Source organism: Microbacterium tenebrionis (assembly GCF_903645325.1).
Lineage (GTDB): Bacteria > Actinomycetota > Actinomycetes > Actinomycetales > Microbacteriaceae > Microbacterium > Microbacterium tenebrionis.
In genome coordinates, this window is sequence record NZ_CAHJXQ010000011.1 from 32,697 (window position 1) to 51,114 (window position 18,418).

General features: G+C 68.2%; 25 protein-coding genes. 11 read left to right on the forward strand and 14 right to left on the reverse strand.

Annotated features, from left to right (window positions below; all coding sequences use genetic code 11):
* Window positions 1-140: 140 nt before the first annotated feature.
* Together HWX58_RS12910 and HWX58_RS12915 are read right to left on the reverse strand one after the other, a co-directional pair.
* Window positions 141-764, reverse strand: coding sequence for a histidine phosphatase family protein (locus HWX58_RS12910; RefSeq protein ID WP_175988374.1), 624 nt, complete (start codon window positions 762-764; stop codon window positions 141-143).
* Window positions 765-1,130: a DUF5684 domain-containing protein gene (locus tag HWX58_RS12915; protein WP_250646243.1), complete on the reverse strand. Its 366-nt coding sequence runs from the start codon at window positions 1,128-1,130 to the stop codon at window positions 765-767. It lies immediately after the preceding gene.
* A 138-nt stretch (window positions 1,131-1,268) separates the two neighbouring features.
* On the opposite strand from HWX58_RS12915, the gene aspS reads away from it, so the two are divergent.
* The gene (gene aspS / locus HWX58_RS12920; RefSeq protein ID WP_175988376.1) at window positions 1,269-3,050 is read left to right on the forward strand and encodes an aspartate--tRNA ligase; all 1,782 of its coding nucleotides are present in this window, start codon (window positions 1,269-1,271) and stop codon (window positions 3,048-3,050) included.
* 291 nt (window positions 3,051-3,341) lie between these two features.
* Here aspS and HWX58_RS12925 read toward each other — a convergent pair whose 3' ends face one another.
* Complete coding sequence (locus HWX58_RS12925; protein ID WP_175988378.1) at window positions 3,342-4,172, reverse strand: sulfite exporter TauE/SafE family protein; 831 nt, start codon at window positions 4,170-4,172, stop codon at window positions 3,342-3,344.
* Between the two features lie 47 nt (window positions 4,173-4,219).
* Here HWX58_RS12925 and HWX58_RS12930 point away from each other — a divergent pair, with 47 nt between their 5' ends.
* The 6 genes from HWX58_RS12930 to HWX58_RS15300 all read left to right on the forward strand — a co-directional run bounded on the left by HWX58_RS12930 (window position 4,220) and on the right by HWX58_RS15300 (window position 8,925).
* A complete protein-coding gene (locus HWX58_RS12930; RefSeq protein WP_250646244.1) occupies window positions 4,220-4,501 on the forward strand; it encodes a GNAT family N-acetyltransferase in 282 nt (93 codons plus the stop codon).
* A 375-nt stretch (window positions 4,502-4,876) separates the two neighbouring features.
* On the forward strand, window positions 4,877-6,016 hold the full coding sequence (locus HWX58_RS12935; RefSeq protein ID WP_175988380.1) for an ABC transporter substrate-binding protein: 1,140 nt from the start codon (window positions 4,877-4,879) through the stop codon (window positions 6,014-6,016).
* A gap of 5 nt (window positions 6,017-6,021) precedes the next feature.
* Window positions 6,022-6,939: an ABC transporter permease gene (locus HWX58_RS12940; RefSeq protein WP_250646245.1), complete on the forward strand. Its 918-nt coding sequence runs from the start codon at window positions 6,022-6,024 to the stop codon at window positions 6,937-6,939.
* Entirely contained in the window at window positions 6,936-7,730 is a 795-nt protein-coding gene (locus HWX58_RS12945) for an ABC transporter permease (RefSeq protein WP_175988384.1), read from the forward strand. The genes HWX58_RS12940 and HWX58_RS12945 overlap by 4 nt, the downstream gene beginning before the upstream one ends.
* Window positions 7,727-8,812 (forward strand): ABC transporter ATP-binding protein, encoded by a 1,086-nt coding sequence (locus HWX58_RS12950; protein ID WP_175988386.1) that lies wholly within the window; start codon window positions 7,727-7,729, stop codon window positions 8,810-8,812. The genes HWX58_RS12945 and HWX58_RS12950 overlap by 4 nt, the downstream gene beginning before the upstream one ends.
* An 8-nt stretch (window positions 8,813-8,820) precedes the next feature.
* A complete protein-coding gene (locus HWX58_RS15300; RefSeq protein WP_284690609.1) occupies window positions 8,821-8,925 on the forward strand; it encodes a YegP family protein in 105 nt (34 codons plus the stop codon).
* A 126-nt stretch (window positions 8,926-9,051) separates the two neighbouring features.
* Here HWX58_RS15300 and HWX58_RS12960 read toward each other — a convergent pair whose 3' ends face one another.
* The 9 genes from HWX58_RS12960 to HWX58_RS13000 all read right to left on the reverse strand — a co-directional run bounded on the left by HWX58_RS12960 (window position 9,052) and on the right by HWX58_RS13000 (window position 13,502).
* A complete protein-coding gene (locus tag HWX58_RS12960; RefSeq protein WP_175988388.1) occupies window positions 9,052-9,807 on the reverse strand; it encodes an amino acid ABC transporter ATP-binding protein in 756 nt (251 codons plus the stop codon).
* Entirely contained in the window at window positions 9,804-10,601 is a 798-nt protein-coding gene (locus tag HWX58_RS12965) for an amino acid ABC transporter permease (RefSeq protein WP_175988390.1), read from the reverse strand. The genes HWX58_RS12960 and HWX58_RS12965 overlap by 4 nt, the downstream gene beginning before the upstream one ends.
* Before the next feature lie 36 nt (window positions 10,602-10,637).
* Window positions 10,638-11,459 (reverse strand): transporter substrate-binding domain-containing protein, encoded by an 822-nt coding sequence (locus tag HWX58_RS12970; RefSeq protein WP_175988392.1) that lies wholly within the window; start codon window positions 11,457-11,459, stop codon window positions 10,638-10,640.
* A 123-nt stretch (window positions 11,460-11,582) separates the two neighbouring features.
* On the reverse strand, window positions 11,583-11,882 hold the full coding sequence (locus HWX58_RS12975) for a Dabb family protein (RefSeq protein WP_175988394.1): 300 nt from the start codon (window positions 11,880-11,882) through the stop codon (window positions 11,583-11,585).
* Window positions 11,879-12,136, reverse strand: a complete 258-nt coding sequence (locus HWX58_RS12980; RefSeq protein WP_175988396.1) for a glutaredoxin family protein — start codon at window positions 12,134-12,136, stop codon at window positions 11,879-11,881. Before HWX58_RS12980 ends, HWX58_RS12975 begins: the two co-directional genes overlap by 4 nt.
* A complete protein-coding gene (locus HWX58_RS12985; protein WP_175988398.1) occupies window positions 12,133-12,435 on the reverse strand; it encodes a rhodanese-like domain-containing protein in 303 nt (100 codons plus the stop codon). Before HWX58_RS12985 ends, HWX58_RS12980 begins: the two co-directional genes overlap by 4 nt.
* A gap of 96 nt (window positions 12,436-12,531) precedes the next feature.
* Window positions 12,532-12,630 carry a 30S ribosomal protein bS22 gene (locus tag HWX58_RS12990; protein ID WP_003792170.1) on the reverse strand — a complete coding sequence of 33 codons (99 nt, stop codon included), beginning with the start codon at window positions 12,628-12,630 and terminating at the stop codon, window positions 12,532-12,534.
* A gap of 137 nt (window positions 12,631-12,767) precedes the next feature.
* Window positions 12,768-12,959: a helix-turn-helix domain-containing protein gene (locus tag HWX58_RS12995; RefSeq protein WP_175988400.1), complete on the reverse strand. Its 192-nt coding sequence runs from the start codon at window positions 12,957-12,959 to the stop codon at window positions 12,768-12,770.
* Window positions 12,960-13,085: 126 nt separating this feature from the next.
* A complete protein-coding gene (locus HWX58_RS13000) occupies window positions 13,086-13,502 on the reverse strand; it encodes an ArsR/SmtB family transcription factor (protein ID WP_175988402.1) in 417 nt (138 codons plus the stop codon).
* A 95-nt stretch (window positions 13,503-13,597) separates the two neighbouring features.
* Here HWX58_RS13000 and HWX58_RS13005 point away from each other — a divergent pair, with 95 nt between their 5' ends.
* Together HWX58_RS13005 and HWX58_RS13010 are read left to right on the forward strand one after the other, a co-directional pair.
* Entirely contained in the window at window positions 13,598-15,028 is a 1,431-nt protein-coding gene (locus HWX58_RS13005; RefSeq protein WP_175988404.1) for a TrkH family potassium uptake protein, read from the forward strand.
* The gene (locus tag HWX58_RS13010) at window positions 15,021-15,692 is read left to right on the forward strand and encodes a potassium channel family protein (protein ID WP_175988406.1); all 672 of its coding nucleotides are present in this window, start codon (window positions 15,021-15,023) and stop codon (window positions 15,690-15,692) included. The genes HWX58_RS13005 and HWX58_RS13010 overlap by 8 nt, the downstream gene beginning before the upstream one ends.
* 236 nt (window positions 15,693-15,928) lie before the next feature.
* On the opposite strand, the gene proC is transcribed toward HWX58_RS13010, so the two are convergent.
* Window positions 15,929-16,768: a pyrroline-5-carboxylate reductase gene (proC, locus tag HWX58_RS13015; RefSeq protein WP_175988408.1), complete on the reverse strand. Its 840-nt coding sequence runs from the start codon at window positions 16,766-16,768 to the stop codon at window positions 15,929-15,931.
* 79 nt (window positions 16,769-16,847) lie between these two features.
* On the opposite strand from proC, the gene HWX58_RS13020 reads away from it, so the two are divergent.
* On the forward strand, window positions 16,848-17,159 hold the full coding sequence (locus HWX58_RS13020) for a cation transporter dimerization domain-containing protein (protein ID WP_175988410.1): 312 nt from the start codon (window positions 16,848-16,850) through the stop codon (window positions 17,157-17,159).
* A gap of 52 nt (window positions 17,160-17,211) precedes the next feature.
* On the opposite strand, the gene tadA is transcribed toward HWX58_RS13020, so the two are convergent.
* Entirely contained in the window at window positions 17,212-17,667 is a 456-nt protein-coding gene (gene tadA, locus HWX58_RS13025; protein WP_438268263.1) for a tRNA adenosine(34) deaminase TadA, read from the reverse strand.
* Between the two features lie 42 nt (window positions 17,668-17,709).
* Here tadA and upp point away from each other — a divergent pair, with 42 nt between their 5' ends.
* Window positions 17,710-18,342: a uracil phosphoribosyltransferase gene (upp, locus tag HWX58_RS13030; protein WP_175988412.1), complete on the forward strand. Its 633-nt coding sequence runs from the start codon at window positions 17,710-17,712 to the stop codon at window positions 18,340-18,342.
* Window positions 18,343-18,418: the final 76 nt, after the last annotated feature.

Genomic DNA, 18,418 nt, shown 5'->3' on the forward strand with positions numbered 1-18,418 from the left:
TACGCAGGGGTTTCTATGGGGGATCTGGAAGGCTCGAGCCTGTTCGTCGCGGCGGGTTCGGCGCCTCAGCGAGCGCCCTGCGCCACAGAGCTCGGACTGCGGATGCTGCCGTCGGGTGCGATCGAGATCGATGACTTCCGTCACACCGCGCCGAGGTCGACGCCGGCTGCGGCTGGCTCGGCATAGCCGACCTCGCGCCACACGTCGCCGACGCGTTCGAAGGAGGTGACGCTCGAGAGCGCGCAGCGACGCGTGCGGGGGTCGTGGCGAAGACGGAGCCCGGCGACGTGCAGGTGCGCGATCCAGATCGGCGCCTGGTGCGAGACGATCACGGCATCCCCCCGCTCGGTCTCGTTCCAGGCGCTGTTCATCGCCTGCTCCATGCGCTCGGCGATCGACGTGTACGGCTCTCCCCAACTCGGCACCGAGGGATTGCGCAGGTGCCACCAGTTGCGGGGGTCCCGCAGCGATCGGCGCATGTTCGTGCCCTCGAACACGTTGGCGGGCTCGATGACCCGCTCGTCCAGGGCGGGCGCCAGCCCGAAGATCTCGCTGAAGGGCTCGGCGGACTCCTGGGTGCGCTGCAGCGGCGAGCACCGCAGCGTGGTGACCGGCCGATCGAGGCCCTGGACGTACTCCGCCGCGGATCGGGCCATAGCCCTGCCCGCCTCGCTCAGCCGATAGTGCGGCAGGCGTCCGTAGAGGACGCGTCGGGGGTTGTGGACCTCGCCATGACGGACGAGATGCAGTCGCTCGGCAGGCATTCAGACCTTTCGGTAGGTGGCCGACCCGAAGCCGATGATCAGGTGGCCGATGAACGGGAGCATCCACAGCAGGAAGAACGAGAACAGCCCGCCCTTGCCGAAGTTCGCACCCTCCTTCACCGCGACGACGATCGCGAAGATCGCGTTGACGAAGGGGATCAGATACAGCAGCGCGAGCCATCCGGAGAGTCCGGCGATCTTCACGAGGAAGATCCAGTTCACGATCGGGATCAGCGCGAGGATGCCGGCGTACCCGGCCTTGACGAAGACCCGCCACATGGTGAGGGCGTACAGGACGTACAGCGTCAGGCTCAGCCACATCGAGTTCGTCGAGGCGATCTGGGCGCTGATCAGATTCCAGTCCACGGCGTGCTCCCTGTTGGCGGAGCCGCCCGACGCGGCCCGCTGCGGCCGAGTCTATCCAGCGCCGCCGGCGCCCCGCGGATCCCCGCCCGCGCCCACGTAGAATGGCGGGGTTCCCTTTTCTGAACTGGAGGAATCTCCGTGCTTCGCACTCACACGACCGGCTCGCTGCGAGCCGACCACATCGGTCAGACCGTCACCCTCACGGGTTGGGTCGATCGTCGTCGTGATCACGGAGGAGTCGCCTTCATCGATCTTCGCGACGCCTCCGGAATCGCCCAGGTCGTCATCCGTGATGAAGAGGTCGCCCACCCGCTGCGTAGCGAGTTCGTGCTCCGCGTGACGGGCGAGGTCTCGCGCCGCCCCGAGGGCAACGCGAACCCGAACCTGCCCACCGGCGACATCGAGGTCATCGCGACCGACGTCGAGGTGCTCAACGAGTCCGCTCCCCTGCCGTTCCAGGTCTCCACGGGCCTGGGCGACAGCGAGACCGTCGGCGAGGACGTGCGGTTCAAGCACCGCTATCTCGACCTGCGGCGCCCATCCGCGGCATCCGCTCTGCGCCTGCGCTCGAAGGTCTACAAGGCCGTCCGCGACGAGCTCGACAAGCGCGAGTTCGTCGAGGTCGAGACGCCGACCCTCACCCGGTCCACGCCGGAGGGCGCCCGCGACTTCGTCGTGCCCGCGCGTCTGCACCCCGGCAGCTGGTACGCGCTGCCGCAGAGCCCGCAGCTGTTCAAGCAGCTGCTCATGGTGGGCGGTGTCGAGAAGTACTACCAGATGGCCCGCTGCTACCGCGACGAGGACTTCCGTGCCGACCGCCAGCCGGAGTTCACCCAGCTCGACATCGAGATGAGCTTCGTCGACCAGGAGGACGTCATCGAGATGATGGAGTCCCTCGTCGTCGCGATGTGGAAGACGATCGACGTCGACGTTCAGACGCCGCTGCCGCGGATCACTTACGCCGACGCGATGGCGAAGTACGGCTCCGACAAGCCCGACCTGCGCTTCGGCCTCGAGCTCGTCGAGGCGACGGACTACTTCTCCGAGACGACGTTCCGCGTGTTCCAGGCCGAGTACGTCGGCTCGGTGCGGATGCCGGGCGGAGCCTCGCAGCCGCGCAAGCAGCTGGACGCGTGGCAGGACTGGGCCAAGCAGCGCGGCGCCCGCGGGCTCGCCTACGTCCTCTTCAACGAGGACGGCACGCTCGGCGGCCCTGTGGCCAAGAACCTGTCCGAGAAGGAGCAGGCGGGGCTCGCAGAGCTCACCGGCGCCGAGCCGGGCGACTGCGTGTTCTTCGCCGCCGGCTCCGCCAAGGACTCGCGCGCGCTGCTCGGAGCTGCGCGCGTCGAGATCGGCCGCCGCCAGGGCCTCCTCGACCCCGACACGTTCGCGTTCACGTGGGTCGTGGATGCTCCGATGTTCGAGCCGGCCGCGGATGCCGTGGCATCCGGCGACGTCGCCGTGGGCGCCGGCGCCTGGACCGCCGTGCACCACGCCTTCACCGGCCCCAAGCCGGAGTTCGAGGACACGTTCGACACCGACCCCGGCTCTGCGCTGGCGTACGCGTACGACATCGTCTGCAATGGCACCGAGCTCGGCGGCGGCTCGATCCGCATCCACCGCGAGGACGTGCAGAAGCGCGTGTTCGAGGTCATGGGCATCTCGGACGAGGTGGCCGACGAGCAGTTCGGCTTCCTGCTGGATGCCTTCAAGTTCGGCGCCCCGCCGCACGGCGGCATCGCGCTGGGCATGGACCGCGTGCTGCAGCACCTCACCAAGACCGAGTCGATCCGCGAGGTCATCGCGTTCCCGAAGACCGGCAACGGCTTCGACCCGCTGACCAGCGCACCCGCGCCGATCACGGACGCGCAGCGCACCGAGACCGGCGTCGACTTCGTCGCGGAGGATGCCGAGGCCTGAGCCCGCGGCCCTGCCCGCCCCGCCCCGACGCCCGCCCCGCCCGGCGCCCGCATCGCCCGGCGCCCGCATCGCCCGGCGCCCGCATCGCCCGGCGGTGCGACCCCGCCCGGCGGCGGCCCCGCCCGGCCAGCTTGCACAGACCCCGTCTTGTCTACGAGACCTCTCCATATTCACGTGTTTATGGGGAGGTCTCGTCGCTGACGAGAGGTCTGTGCCGCGGATGCGGGGGATGCGGAGAGGTCTCGTCGCAGACGAGCGGTTCCAGGCAGACGAGAGGTGTCCCGGCGAGGCTCAGCGTGCGAGCAGCGCAAGCCCCGGGACGATGTTCTCGTTCCACACGTCCACCCCGAGCTTGGCGATCAGCGCGACGACGACGACGAGGAAGACGACCCGGATGAACGTCGACCCGCGCGCGATCGCCATCCGCGAGCCCAGGTAGCTTCCCGCGACGTTCGCCAGCGCGAGGATGCCGCCGAGCAGCCACAGCACCGACCCGTGCGGGATGAACAGCAGCAGCGCCCCGGCGTTCGTGGCGAGGTTGACGATCTTCGCCTTGGCGCTGGCCTGCAGGAAGTCGTACCCCATGAGCGCGACGAGCGCGATGACGAGGAACGTCCCCGTGCCCGGCCCGATCATCCCGTCGTAGAAGCCGATAACGAGGCCTGCGGCACCCGCCATGATGTGGTGCTTGTGACCGGCGAACCGCAGCTTCGTCGCCGCCCCCATCTCGGGCTTGAACACCGTGAAGATCGCCACGGCCAGCAGCGCCACCACGATGATCGGCTTGAAAGCCGCAGGCGGCAGCACGGTCGCCACGGCGGCTCCGCCGAACGATCCGACCAGCGCGATCCCCGCCATCGGCAGCGCCGTGCGGATGTCCGGTTTCGCCCGCCGGTAATACGTGATGCTGCTCGTCGCCGTGCCGAAGACCGAGGCGAGCTTGTTCGTCGCGAGCGCCTGCACGGGTGCGATGCCGGGGATCAGCAGCAGGGCCGGCAGCTGCAGCAAGCCCCCTCCGCCGACGACGGCGTCGATCCAACCGGCGGCGAACGCCGCGATGACGACGAAGATCAGCATCGCCCAGGTGAGCTGCTCGAGCCCCAGCAGCCCACCGATGTCCATCCCTCCAGTATCCTCCTCGCACGGCGGGCCGATGACAGGCTGGAGCCGTGCTCGACGCCCTCCCCCTGCCCTATCCGTTCGAGTCCAGGGCGGGTTCGGCGCTCCTGCGTCGGGCGACGCCGGAGGATGCCGACGCCCTGATCGCGCTGCTCTCGGACGATCCGATCAGCGCAGCGCGGGGCGACACGGCATCCGCCGAGGACCGCGACGCGTACAGCTCGGCCCTCGCCGAGATCCTCGCCGAGCCCTCGAACGACCTGCTCGTCGTCGAGCTCGACGGCGTGGTCGTCGGCACTCGCCAGCTCACATCCATCCCTGGCATGGCCTGACGCTGTGCGCGCCGGCTGCTCGTCGAGGCGGTGCCGGTGCGCAGCGATCTGCGCTCGTCCGGGATCGGATCGGCCGTGATGCGCTGGGTGTCGGATGCCGCGGCATCCGCGCTCGGAGCGGCGCTCGCGCAACAACGTTCCTCGCACCACGTGAGACGGGGTTTGCAGCACGAGACCCGGGCCACCAGCACCCGTTTCATGCTGCAGACCCCGTCTCACGGTCAGAAGCGACCGGGGCGGGCGCGAGACGTCGGCGTTCGCATCCGCGTCACCTCTCGTTCACCGACGCCGAGCGATCCGGTAACTCTCGCGCCGTAGCGTCCTGACGCAACCCGAATTCCGGCGCGCCTGCGCCGGACCTCCGAGAGGAACCTCATGGCAACCATCACCCGCCGCGCGCGTCTCGTCGCCGGCATCGCCCTCGCCGCCACGGCAGCGCTGGCTCTGACCTCCTGCGCTGCCGACACGAGCGCCGGCACGGACGGCGGCGACTCCGCCGACGCGGCATCCGCCACCTCGCTCGCCGACTTCGGCTCCTTCGAAGACCTCGAGGCCGCGGCCAAGGCCGAGGGACAGCTCAACGTCATCGCCCTCCCCCGCGACTGGGCCAACTACGGCGAGATCCTCGACCTGTTCGCCGAGCGCTACCCCGAGATCACGATCAACGAGGCCTCGCCCGACGTATCCAGCCAGGAGGAGATCGACGCCGCCAAGACGAACGAGGGCCTCGACACCGCCCCGGACGTGTTCGACCTCGGCCTCGCCGTCGCGCTGGCGAACACCGACACGTTCGCGCCGTACCAGGTGGAGAACTTCGACGAGATCCCCGACGCGCTCAAGGAGCCGAGCGGCCTGTTCGTCGGCGACTACGGCGGGTACATGTCGATCGGCTACGACTCGTCGAAGTTCGACGAGCCCACCTCGCTCGACGACCTGAAGGGCTCGGACTACAAGGGCGCCGTGGCGATCAACGGCGACCCGACCCAGGCAGGCTCGGCGTTCGCCGCGGTGGGCCTGGCGACGGTGCAGAACGGCGGGACGCTCGACGACTTCACGCCCGGCATCGAGTACTTCGGCGAGCTGCAGAAGGCCGGCAACTTCCTCAAGGTCGACGTGACCACGGCCACGATCACCAGCGGCGAGACGCCCGTCGTCTTCGACTGGGACTACCTGAACGCCGCCGCGGGCGCCGACAACCCGGACTGGAAGGTCACTGTCCTCGACGGCACGGGCTACGCCTCGTACTACAACCAGGCCATCAACAAGGATGCTCCGCACCCCGCCGCCGCCCGCCTGTGGCAGGAGTTCCTCTACAGCGACGACGTGCAGAACCTGTGGCTGAAGGGCGGCGCACGCCCGGCACGCATGGAGGCCATGACCGAGGCCGGCACCATCGACGCCGACCTCGCCGCGGCCCTTCCCGAGGTTCCGGCCGAGACGGTCGTCCCGACCGAGGAGCAGTCCACCGCCGCCGGCACCCTGCTCGGCGAGAAGTGGGCTGCGGCCGTCCAGTGACCACGATGACTACGGGGGTGGATGCCGCGGCATCCGCCCCCACCACCGCCGGGCCGTCGCAGACGGCCCGGCGGTCCGGCATGTCGTGGGCATGGCTGGGACTCGTGCCCTTCAGCGCCTACGTGCTGCTGTTCCTGGCCGTGCCGACGATCCTCGCGATCGGCTCCGGCTTCTTCGACGCGGACGGCGCCTTCACCTGGTCGAACGTCGCCGCCCTCGGCGATCCGGTCGTCCTGAACACCTTCGCGAACTCCGCCTGGGTCTCGCTGCTCACGGCCGTCGTCGGCGCCCTCGCCGGCGCCCTCGTCTGCTACGCGATGCTCGGCATGAACCCGCAGGGTGCGGTGCGCCAGACCGTGGATGCCGTCGCCGGCGTTCTCGCGCAGTTCGGCGGCGTCATGCTCGCCTTCGCCTTCATCGCGACGATCGGCTCCCAGGGCGTCATCACCGTGCTGCTGCGCGACTCGTTCGGCGTCGACATCTTCGAGAACGGCGTGTGGCTCTACGAAGTGCCCGGTCTGATCTTCCCCTACATCTACTTCCAGGTGCCGCTCATGGTGATCACCTTCATGCCCGCACTCGCGGCGCTCAAGCCCCAGTGGTCCGAGGCCAACCTCACCCTCGGCGGCACCCGGCTCGGATTCTGGACTCGCATCGGCATCCCAATCCTCGCCCCGTCGTTCCTCGCCAGCCTGCTGCTGCTGTTCGCCAACGCCTTCTCGTCCTATGCGACAGCGGCCGCGCTGATCAGTCAGGGGTCGCAGATCGTGCCGCTGCAGATCCGTGCCGCTCTCACGAGCGAGACGGTCCTCGGGCACGCGAACCTCGCCGGCGCCCTCGCGCTCGGCATGATCATCGTCGTCGGAGTCGTCATGGCGCTGTATTCGCTGATCCAGCGGCGGGCTGCGAGGTGGCAGTCATGAACCGGCTCGCCCCTTCGCGCGCGACGCGCTGGATCATCGGCATCCTCATCGGCGCGTTCTTCGCGATCCCGCTGATCTCGACGTTCCTGTACACGCTGCGCACCCGGGACGGCGGAATGTCGTTCGAGCGCTGGGCGGCCCTGCTCGACCCCGCTGCATCCGCGGCGATCAAGCCGATCTGGACGGGGCTCGGGAACTCGCTCGTGCTGGCCCTGGTCACTGTCGCGATCGTCCTGCTGCTGCTCGCGCCCACCATGATCCTCGTGAACCTGCGGTTCCCGAAGCTCAAGCCGGTGTTCGAGTTCACCGCCCTCCTGCCGATCTCCATCCCGGCGATCGTGCTGGTGGTCGGGCTGTCGCCCATCTACCTGCAGATCAGCCGCGCGCTCGGCACCGGAACCTGGACGCTCGCCTTCGCCTACGGGGTCACCGTGCTGCCGTTCGCGTACCGGTCGATCCAGGCGTCGATCGATGCGGCCGACCTGCGCACGCTTTCGGAGGCGGCTCGGTCCCTCGGATCGAACTGGCCGACGGTCGTGTGGAAGGTGCTCGCCCCCAACCTGCGTCAGGGTCTGCTGTCGGCATCCCTCATCTCGATCGCCGTCGTGCTCGGCGAGTTCACGATCGCATCGCTCCTGAACCGTCAGGTGTTCCAGACGGCGATGGTCGTCGTCGGCAAGCAGGACCCGTACGCACCTGCGATCTTCACGCTGCTCGCGCTGCTGTTCTGCTTCCTGCTCCTGCTCCTCATCGGCCGCGCCGCACGCGGCAACCGAAAGGCCTCGTCATGACCATGCCGCTCCCCGCCACGAAGGACAACCAGCTTCTCTCCGAAGCCGGCGAGGGCACCCGCGTGCAGTTCCAGGGCATCGAGAAGAGCTACGGCTCGAACCGCGTGCTGCACGGTGTCGACCTCGACATCGCGCCGGGCGAGTTCGTCTCGCTGCTGGGGCCGTCCGGGTGCGGCAAGACGACGGCGCTGCGCGTGCTGGCCGGGCTCGAGAACGCCGACGGCGGCGCTGTGCTGCTCGGCGGCAAGGACGTCTCGCGGGTACCCACCAACAAGCGCGACATCGGCATGGTCTTCCAGGCGTACTCGCTCTTCCCGCACCTGAGCGTCGCCGACAACACGGCGTTCGGGCTGCGCCGACGGGGCGTCGGCAAGACGGCCGCGGGCAAGAAGGCGCTGGACGCACTCGCCCTCGTGGGCCTCGAGGGCTTCGCCGACCGCTTCCCGCACCAGCTCTCCGGTGGGCAGCAGCAGCGCGTAGCGCTCGCCCGTGCTCTGGTCACGGAGCCGCGGGTGCTGCTGCTCGACGAACCGCTCTCAGCGCTGGACGCGAAGGTCCGCGTGCAGTTGCGCGACGAGATCCGCCGCATCCAGCTGCGCCTGGGCATCACGACCGTCTTCGTCACGCACGACCAGGAGGAGGCGCTGGCCGTGTCCGACCGGATCGCGGTGATGAACGCGGGACGCATCGACCAGATCGACACGCCGGAAGAGCTGTACCTGCGCCCGGCGACCGCGCACGTCGCGGCCTTCGTCGGACTCTCCAGTGTCGTCTCCGGGGTCGCATCCGGCGAGACGGTGTCTGTGTGGGGCCGCACGCTGCCGACGAACTCGGCCGCGGACGGCGAGGTCGACGTGCACCTGCGCCCCGAGAACCTGCGGTTCACCGGTGAAGCGGATGCCGCGACCGGCGGCGTCGTCGAGGAGAGCACGTTCCTCGGCAGCATCCGCCGCACGCTCGTCAAGACGGATGCCGGCGACCTCGTCCGCGTGCAGCACGATGCGCACGAGCATCCAGCCTTCGGCGACCGCGTCTGGCTCGCCGTCGACCCCGTGCCCGTCGCCGTCCGCCCACGGGGCTGACCGCGAGAATCGCCACCGGGCAGGGCTACGCGTCGAAGTCCGGCGCGCTGAACGGCATCGACTCCGCGCGCCGCAATGCCGCGGACGCCGAGGTCGTCGAAGTCGAGGACTGACGTCGTCACCTCGAGACGGGGTTTGCAGCATGAGACCCGGGCCACCAGCTCTCGTCCCGTGCCGCAAACCCCGTCTCGCGGGATGAGCGTGGGGTGCCGCGGGGAGCTGCGCGGGGATGCCGAGGGCTAGAGCACGCGCGAGAGGAAGTCCTGCGTGCGCGGATGCTGCGGGTTCGCGAGCACCTGACGCGGATCGCCCTCTTCGACGATGTGCCCGCCGTCCATGAAGATCAGGCGACTGCCGACCTCGCGGGCGAAGCCCATCTCGTGCGTGACGACGAGCATGGTCATGCCCTCGTCCGCCAGCGACCGCATGACCTGCAGCACCTCGCCGACGAGTTCGGGGTCGAGCGCCGACGTGGGCTCGTCGAACAGCATCATGTCGGGGTTCATGCACAGTGCGCGCGCGATCGCGACGCGCTGCTGCTGCCCGCCAGACAGGTGCCCTGGGAAAGCGGATGCCTTCTCGCTGAGCCCGACGCGGCCGAGCATCTCGTGCGCGACCTTCTCCGACTCCGCCTTCGAGCGCTTCTTCACCCGCCGCTGCGCGAGCGTGAGATTGTCGATCACGCTGAGGTGCGGGAACAGGTTGAAGCTCTGGAACACCATGCCGATGCGAGTGCGCACCCGGTCGATGTCGACGTCCTCGTCGGTGATGTCGATGCCCTCGATGAGGATGCTGCCGCCGGTGGGCTCTTCGAGCCTGTTCACCGAACGCAGCAGCGTCGACTTGCCCGAGCCCGACGGTCCGATCACGCAGACGACCTCGCCGGCGGTGACTGTGAGATCGATGCCCTTGAGCACCTCGTTGTCGCCGAAGCTCTTCACCAGCCCGCGGACCTCGATGGCCGGGGCGTGGACGTCGATCAGGTCGGTGCTCATCGCTGCCTCGCCATTCGTCGCTCGAGCCACGCGCTGAAGCGCGTGAGGGGGATCGTCACGATCAGGTACAGCAGCGCCGCCATGATCAGCGGCGTGCCGTTGCCGTTCTGCGTCGTCGCGTCACGGGCGAAGGTCGTGAGCTCCTTCGACCAGATGAAGCTTCCGGCAATGAACAGCAGCGAGGTGTCCTTCAGCAGCAGGACGAACTCGTTCGTCAGCGGCGGGATGATGATGCGGAAGCCCTGCGGGATCACGATCCAGAACGTCGTCTTCATCGGGGACATGCCCAGTGACCGGGCCGCCTCGGTCTGCCCCTTCGGCACGGCCTGCAGGCCCGCCCGGATCGTCTCCGCCATGTAGGCCGAGGCGACGAGGATGAGACCGACGAGCCCGAGCACCACCGGGCCGCCGAGATCTTGATTGCGGACGCCGATGGCGATCGGCAGGATGTACGCGATCGCGAAGATCGTCAGCAGCGCCGGCAGACCGCGGAACAGCTCGATCCACACCGTCGCGATCCACCGGAACGGTGCGATCACCGACAGCTTCATCAGCGCCAGCAGGACGCCCAGCAGCAGACCGCCGACGAACGCGACGACCGTGAACCACAGGGTGTTCACCAGGCCCGTGGTGATGATGCCCGGGAGCATCTTCAACGCGACCTCGGGGTTGAAGAACAGCGGGCCGAGGCGCGCCCAGTCGGCCGTCACGACACCCCACACGAGGAGCGCGATGAGTATCGCGTACACCGCGTAGCGGTACAGCTTCTGCTTCTGAGTGCGCCTCAACGCCATTGCCAAGGTCCTCCCGGCCTACCGTCCTCCGCGAACTCAGTTGGCGGAGAAGTAGGAGTCGTAGATCGTGTCGTAGTCGCCGCTGTCGCGGAGCTCCTGCAGAGCGCCGTTGACGGCGTCGAGCAGAGCGGTCTTCTCACCCTTGGCGAAGGCGAAACCGTAGGACTCGCCCGTGTCGTACTCCTCGACGATCGTGTAGTTCGGGTCGGCCTTCTCGTGCTCGATGTTGACCGGCTGGTCCTGCAGGATCGCGTCGATGGTGCCGGCCTGGATCGCCGGCCACAGCTCGCCGTCGGACGGGAGCTGCAGCAGCTCCGCTCCGGGCGCGTTCTCCGTCGCGTACGCCTCACCGGTGGTGCCCTGCTGCACGCCGACGATCTTGCCGTCGAGGTCGTCGATGGACTTGATGTCCGAGTCGGCGGGGACCAGCAGCGACTGCAGCGAGTCGTAGTACGGGTCGGAGAAGTCGATGTTCGCCTTGCGCTCGTCGGTGATCGTCATGGCGGACGCGCCGAGGTCGCAGGTACCGGAGGCGAGGGTGGTGCCCGACTGCAGCGCGTCGAAGCCCACGTCCTGCACGGCGAGCTTCAGGTCGAGCTTCTTCGCGATCGCGTCGAGCAGGTCGATGTCGAAACCGGTGTAGCCGGTGCCGTTGTCGCCGCCCTCGAACTCGAAGGGTGCATACGGGATGTCGGAGCAGATCGTGAGAGTGCCCGCCTCGACGAGTCCGTAGTCGTCTCCGGTGGACTCCGGGGCGTCGCCGCCGGCATCGTTGCCGCTGCTGGCGCAGCCGGCGAGGGTGAGCGCGGCGGTCGCCGCGAAGGCGAGGCCGAGGACGAGGTGACGGCGACGGGTCATGACCGCTCCTGACTGACGGGGCCGTGAGGCCCGCGGACGGGTATGCAGATCATCCTGACACGGAGCGGGCGCGAAACCCCACCTCTGCGAGTTACGTTTGCGTTTCGCAACCCGGCAGATCGTTCAGATCTCGAAGTCGACGGCGACTCGGGATGCCACGACGGAGCGGGCGTAGGCCACGACCTCCTCATGTGCCGGATGCACCTGGTACTGCTCGAGGTCGTCGACGGAATCGAAGTCGGCGACGAGGGTGACGTCCCAGTTCGACTCGGGGTAGATCGCGTTCGCACCGGCCGAGATCGCGCGCAGCTGCGGCACGACACCGTCCAGCGCGTTGAGCCTGCGGGCGACCTCTGCGGCCTGCGCACCGCGCTCGACGGCATCCTCGCTCGCGAGCTTCCATATGACGACGTGGCGGATCATGCCTTCTCCAGTTCCTGACGCAATTTGTCGGCGGACACCCGCCAGTACGCGTGCACCTGATCGTCGATCAGCACGACGGGGATCTTCTCCCACCACCGCTCGTAGAGGGCGGGGTCGTCCTCGATCGAGCGCTCGACGATCTCGATGTCGCCTCCGATGTCATCGGGGAGGCCCGCGACGACCTGTTCGACGATACCGAGCGCCGTCGGGCAGAGGTGGCAGCCCTGGCGGCCGATGACCGTGATCGTGGTCACGCCGAGGGCTTCTCGACCGGCTTGCCGGCGGCGATCCACTCCCCTGTGCCGCCCTCGACGTTGGTCGCGTCGTAGCCGCGTTCCTCCAGTGCCTGAACGACACGGGCCGAGCGTCCGCCTGCCTGGCAGATCACGTCGAACGCCTCGGCGGGGAGCTCATCGAGCCGGTTGCCGATCTCGGACATGGGGATGTTGACGGCGCCGGGGACATGGCCGGCGGCGAATTCGTCGCGCTCGCGCACATCGATGAGCGGAGTGTTCTCGCGGTCATCGAGATCAGCGATGGTGATGGACTTCATAGCTCCTCGATCGACGGGGACGGCGCTGGCCGCCCTGATTCGCGCCCACAGACACGAAGCGCCCGTCCGAAGACAGGCGCTCGGTGCTCTGGCCGCTTACTTCTTGTTGCGGCGCTGGTGGCGAGTCTTGCGGAGCAGCTTGCGGTGCTTCTTCTTCGCCATGCGCTTGCGGCGCTTCTTGATGACTGAACCCACGGAAACCTCACTACGTCAGGGGCTGGGCGTCGCTGAAATCGGACACCCGGGTACGGGCACGGAAAAATGCCTCGGATCAGTTTAGCAAACGCGCGGCTGCGCGATGCACACCGAGCGCACGCCCGGCTCCGACGGCGTCAGCCGACGTCGGAGATCGGACGCTGGAGAGCCTCGGTCACCGCGGTCTCAGGAACGCGGTAGCTGCGGCCGAAGCGGATCGCCGGCAGATCGCCGGAGTGCACGAGCCGGTAGACGGTCATCTTCGACACGCGCATGATCTCCGCCACCTCAGCGACGGTGAGGAACCGGACCTCTGGAACATCGGGCATCCCACGTACCCCTTTCTGGTGATGCCCAACTCTATGGGGAAGACGGGGCCCGTGTAAACCTGCGGGACGAATGTTGTTTATGTGACTGCTGTGCAGTTCCCTTCAGCGCCCTCTTCGCTGCCGCGGTCAGGCGCCGAGCCGCTTGAGCGCCGACGCGACGACGTGCTTCGCGGATGCCGCGGCGCGGCCGACGACCTCGGCCGCGTGCGCGGCACCGTCGGGCAGCGGCATCGTGGAGAGGTCGATGTCGGGCGCGGACTCGCCGAAAGCATCAACGAGGAACGGCACCAGCCAGTCGTCGACGGTCTCGAGCGGTTCGACCTCGATGCTGTAGAAGCGGCGCTGTCCGTCCTCGCGGACGCTGACGAGCTCGGCATCGCGCAGCACCTTGAGGTGCTTCGAGACGGTGGGCTGGCTGATGCCCAGGTCGCTGACGATCTGCGAGACGCTGGTACCGGCATCCCCTTCCGTCGACCGCCGCAGCAGAAGCTGGAGGATGTCGCGCCTCGTTCCGTCTGCGATCACGTCGAAGATGTCCGTCATGAAGTTCAGGTTAGTCGCCCCGTGCCGGGAGTACCATGACGAAGGCTCGGCGTGACCTTCGCGCCGGGCGACCGGATGAATCGGGGAGGCGTGCGATGTCGAGCATCGGCTGGTCGACATCGGCCCGCACGCGCACACGCGACGCATGGCACTTCTTCCGCCGCGTGGTCATGTCCTCACCCTCGCGCTTCGCGATCCTGATCTTCGCCAGCCTGATCCTCGTGTTCACGGCGCTTTTCTCGCTTCCGATCGCGTCGGCTGCTGGCACGGTCACGCCGTTGAGCGATGCCCTCTTCACTGCCGTCTCCACGATCTGCGTCACGGGCCTCGCGACGGTGGACATGGCTGGCCACTGGTCACCATTCGGCCACGTGCTCATCTTCCTCGGCGTGAACATCGGCGGCATGGGCGTGCTGACGCTCGCCTCGGTGCTCGGTCTCGTGATCTCGAAGAAGTTGGGCCTGCGCGCGAAGCTCCTCGCTGCGGGCGACAGCAACCCGCTGCGCGCTCACGGCGGCGTCGTCAACGAAGGCCAGACCGTCCGCCTCGGCGAGGTCGGGCAGCTGCTGACGACCGTGGCCCTGTCGCTGGTGGTCATCGAGCTCGTCGTCGCGGTCCTGCTCTACCCCGGTCTGCTCATGGCTGGCGTCCCTCCGCTCGCAGCTCTGTGGGAGGCGCCGTACTACGCGGCGATGTCCTTCACGAACACGGGCTTCACCCCGAATGCGGGCGGCCTTACCGAGTTCGCTGACGACTACTTCATCCTCACCGTCCTCATGGTCAGCGTGTTCCTCGGCAGCATCGGATTCCCGGTGATCTACACCCTCCTGAAGAACGTCTGGCATGTGAAGCGCTGGTCGCTGCACTCCAAACTGACGCTGATCACGACCTTCATCCTGTTCGTCGCCGGAGCGCTGGTGTTCCTCGTGCTCGAATACGACAATCCCAAGACCTTCGGGTCGATGGACGCCGTGGACACCACATTCCAGGCGTTCTTCTTATCCGCGATGACCCGCTCCGGTGGATTCAGCGTCGTGGAGATCGGCGATCTGAACGGCTCGTCGCTCGTCGCCGGCGCAATGCTCATGTTCGTCGGCGGCGGTTCGGCATCGACCGCCGGCGGCATCAAGGTGACCACGCTCGCCGTCCTCGCGATCGCTGTATGGTCGGAGGCCCGTGGCCGGCAGTCGGTCGAGGCGTTCGGCCGCCGCATCCCCAGCGACGTGCAGCGCGTCGCACTCAGCGTCGTCGCCTGGGGAGCGACGATCGTGGCGCTGTCGACGATCGTCATCGCTCAGATCACGAAGGCGCCAATCGCCGACGTGCTCTTCGACGTCATCTCGGCGTTCGGCACGGTGGGCCTCTCGACCGGGCTCACCGAAGACCTCCCCGAATCTGCGGCCTACGTCATGGCGCTGACCATCTTCATGGGGCGCGTTGGTACAGTGACACTCGCCGCGGCGGTCGCCGCGACGACGAGAACGCAGCTCTACTCGCTGCCCGTCGAAAGGCCGATCGTTGGTTGAAGGTCTCCGCAGCGATGCCCCGGTGCTGGTCATCGGACTCGGACGCTTCGGCGCCGCGTGCGCCGGTGAGCTGGACAGGCTCGACCGCGAGGTGCTCGCCATGGACGCGAACCTCGAGCTCGTGCAGAAGTGGTCCGACCGCGTCACGCACACGGTCCAGGGCGACGCCCGCAACATCGACGCGCTCAAGCAGATCGGCGCGCAGGACTTCCAGGTCGCGGTCGTGGCGGTCGGCTCGCTCATCGAGGCATCCGTCCTCATCACCGCGAACCTCGTCGACCTCAAGGTCCCGCAGATCTGGGCGAAGGCCGTCTCGCAGTCGCATGGCAAGATCCTCGCTCGGGTCGGCGCGAACCACGTCATCTACCCCGAGCGGGAGGCCGGCGAGCGCGTCGCGCACCTCGTGAGCGGTCGGATGCTGGACTTCATCCGCTTCGACGACGACTTCGTGCTCGCGAAGATGTACCCGCCGAAGTTCATCCGGGGCGTGAGCCTGAACGAGTCCGGTGTGCGGAGCAAGTACAAGGTCACGGTCGTGGGCGTGAAGAGCCCCGGCAAGCCGTTCCGCTACGCCGAGGCGAACACCGTCGTCACCAACCACGACCTCATCATCGTGTCGGGTACGAACAGCGACATCGAACGATTCGCGGCGCTGGACCGCTGACCGCGTCGAGACGTGGCCGAGGTCGAGTTCGAGGGCGTCGGACACTCGCCGCGCCTCGAGCGCCCTGAGGAGTTTCGCACGGCGCTGCTCGAGCGGATTGGGTACGCCGCCTGACCCGGCTGCGACTCGCTGCGCTTGCTCAGCGACCCGTGGTTCCGGTTGCGGGGCGTTGAGCGGAGCGCGAAGCGCGCAGACGAAACGGGCCGAGCGCGGAGCGCAGCGACGAGTCGAAGCCGCTACTTCCCCGCAGCCATCTCCTTGGCGCGGGCGAGTGCGGCATCCGTCGCACGGGTGAATACGTCGTCGAGATTCGCATCCTGCAGGACCGCGATCGCCCGCTCGGTCGTCCCCTTCGGGCTCGTCACACGCCGTCGGAGGTCGGCGGGCTCCTCACCGGATGCCGCGAGCAGCGCGGTCGCACCGATGAAGGTCTGCTCGGCCATGAGCCGGGCGTCGGTCTCATCGAAGCCCTTGGCGATCGCGGCCTTCGTCAGCTCCTCGATGAGCAGGAAGACGTACGCCGGGCCAGAACCTGAGATCGTCGAGAGGGCGTCGATCTTTTCCTCCGGAACCTCGACGACGACGCCGACGAGTTCGAACAGCCGCCGAACGAGCGCGACGTCATCGGCGGTCGCGGCACCTCCGGCTGCGAGTCCGGTCACCCCCTTGCCCACCGTCGAGGGGGTGTTCGGCATCGACCGGATGACCCTGGCACCCTCGCCGAGGTTCTCTGCGAAGGTGGCGAGTGTGACACCGGCGGCGAGGCTCACGACGATGGCGTCGTCCCGGAGGACGGGCGCGATCTCGCGCAGCAGCTCGGGCGCCATGTGCGGCTTGACGCCGACGAGGATGACACGGGCGGACGCCGCGGCATCCGTGTTGCCGTTCGGCTCGCTCTCCAGCGCGACGGCCGTCACGTTCTCGAGCCCCTGGAGCGTCGCGGCCTTCTCGGCCGTGCGGTTGGTCGCGATGATGCCCCCGTCGACCGAGATGCCCGACGCGACGACGCCGTGCAGGATGGCGCCTCCCATAGATCCGGCACCGAGGAACGCGAGGGACGGAAGGGCTTCATGCATGCGGCCATCCTATGCTCGGGATGCGACAGCGCCGATGCGGACCCCAGCGGATCACAGGGGCCCGAACTAGACTCGCGGCATGAGCGGATCTGCCAGCAAACACGACCTCGACCTCATCATGGACGCGATCCTCGGATGCGCCGATGTCGAGAAGCTCATCAGCCTGAAGACGTACACGGTCGAGGGCGACAAGCTCCTCGTCGCGGTCAAGATCGCCCTGCCCGCGGAGAAGACCGTCCGCGACGTCGCGGACGTGATCGGCGAGATCGAGCAGCAGATCCGGACGACGGTGTCTGCCGTGGGCTCGCTGTACATCCAGCCGGACATCTACCGGCCGTCGCTCGACCCCGAGCCGTCGACGGATGTCTTCGTGCTGAAGTCCGAGGACTGACCGGCCGCTGCCCACCGGGCGCATCGACAGGCTCCGCGATCGCCCAGCCGCCTCAGCGGCGCTGCTCGAAGAAGTCGCGCAGCAGCGCGGTCGACGCATCTTCCCAGACCCCGCCGACGACCTCCGCGCGGTACGGAAGACGACGGTCGCGCAGCACGTCGTACATCGACCCCGCCGCCCCGGCCTTCTCGTCCCACGCGCCGAAGACGACGCGCCCCACGCGCGCCTGCAGGATCGCCCCCGCGCACATCACGCACGGCTCGAGGGTGACGACGAGCGTGCAGCCCTCGAGATTCCAGGACGAGATGGACGCCGCGGCCTGCCGCATCGCCACGACCTCGGCGTGACCGGTCGGGTCGTGCGTCTGCTCGCGGGTGTTGCGCCCCTCGCCGATGATCGCACCGGAGGCATCGAGCAGTACCGCCCCGACCGGCACCTCTCCCGCCGCCGCCGCTTGCTCGGCGAGCGCGAGCGCGCGCAGCATCCCGTCGGTGTCTGCCTGGCGCATGTTCCGAGCGTATCCGCACCCCGCGCGCATTACCCTATGTCTATGCGTGTTCACGTCGCCGACCATCCGCTCATCACCCACAAGCTGACCGTGCTGCGCGACGAGCGCACCCCGTCTCCGGTCTTCCGGCAGCTGACCGAGGAACTCGTCACCCTGCTCGCGTACGAGGCGACGCGCAACGTCAAGGTGACCCCGATCGAGATCCAGACGCCGGTCACCAAGACGATGGGCGTGAAGATCTCCGAGCCGCGTCCGATCGTCGTGCCGATCCTGCGTGCGGGCCTCGGCATGCTCGAGGGCATGGTCAAGCTGCTCCCGACCGCCGAGGTCGGCTTCCTCGGCATGGTGCGCGATGAGACCACGTTCGAGCCGACCACCTACGCCGAGCGGCTGCCCGACGACCTCAGCGACCGCCAGTGCTTCGCGATCGACCCGATGCTCGCCACCGGCGGCTCGCTCGCCGCGGCGATCCAGTTCTTCTTCGACCGCGGCGCGAAGGACGTCACCGCGATCTGCCTGCTCGGCACACCGGAGGGCCTCAAGGCGATCGAGAAGCTCGTCGGCGACCGCGACGTCACGATCGTGCTCGGCGCGCTGGACGAGGGGCTGAACGAGCACCGGTACATCGTCCCCGGCCTCGGCGACGCCGGGGACCGCCTGTACGGCACGGTCTGACCTCTCCCGCTCAGCCGCGCCGAGGTCAGGAACAGTGCCCGAGAGCAGGACGATTCGGATAGACTTTCCTGATCTC